Below are 727 nucleotides of genomic sequence, written 5' to 3'. Positions count from 1 at the left end.
CAGCAGAGCTTTCTTTTTACCGCATTTCGACAATATTCTTCTCGAATTTAACAATTTCTTTATGTTTCGTTAAATTTACTATAACATTCTTCCTTTATATTATTTATATCAACACCTATACAGAAAGGGGACTCCAAAATGTTAGCATCTTTACAACAAAAACATATAAGAAAATTTTCACCTATCACAAACACTTCTACTTCTCGTTTAAGCATACAACCTAATCCACCCAAAATTTCTATTGCTCCTTCTGTTATTTCAGTTATCGGGGTTCATATTGGAAAAAATAAGTTAAAAATAAAAACTGGGCAAAGTACTGAGTTATCAGCTTCCGTTTTGCCAATGCAAGCGACGAACCAAGAGCTTCTTTGGACAAATATGAATTCTGATGTCATCACAATATATCCAAAAGGTGATACGGTAACGATTACTGGAAAAAGTGCAGGAAGAGCAGTCGTAATTGTCACAACTGCTGAAGGAAAATTTCGTGATTTATGTGTCATTCACGTACAACTTTATATGACAAATCCAAAGTAAAAGAGTGGCTTCGTACCCACTCTTTTACTTTATTTCAATGTGTGGATTTTTATTTTTTACGAAATTGATGAATTGTTCTTTATCTTTAGGAGAAATAACCGCTGTTTCATGTGTCCCGTAAACAATTTCAAGTCTATCAAATGATAAAGTGAAACTTTAATCAGTGGGGAGGGTTCATCCCCCACTGATT

The 727-nt window shown here is 33.7% G+C and carries 1 protein-coding gene and 1 pseudogene; one reads left to right on the top strand and one right to left on the bottom strand.

Annotated elements, in window-relative coordinates:
• Nucleotides 1-138: 138 nt before the first annotated feature.
• Complete coding sequence (locus tag KI356_RS25685; RefSeq protein WP_212936847.1) at nt 139-537, top strand: Ig-like domain-containing protein; 399 nt, start codon at nt 139-141, stop codon at nt 535-537.
• Nucleotides 538-561: 24 nt separating this feature from the next.
• Here KI356_RS25685 and KI356_RS25680 read toward each other — a convergent pair.
• Nucleotides 562-684, bottom strand: a pseudogene (locus KI356_RS25680) (PH domain-containing protein); the annotation flags it as partial.
• Nucleotides 685-727: the final 43 nt, after the last annotated feature.

Source organism: Bacillus hominis (assembly GCF_018332515.1).
GTDB classification, from domain to species: Bacteria; Bacillota; Bacilli; order Bacillales; family Bacillaceae_G; genus Bacillus_A; species Bacillus_A hominis.
This window is presented reverse-complemented; position numbering and strand designations above follow the sequence as displayed.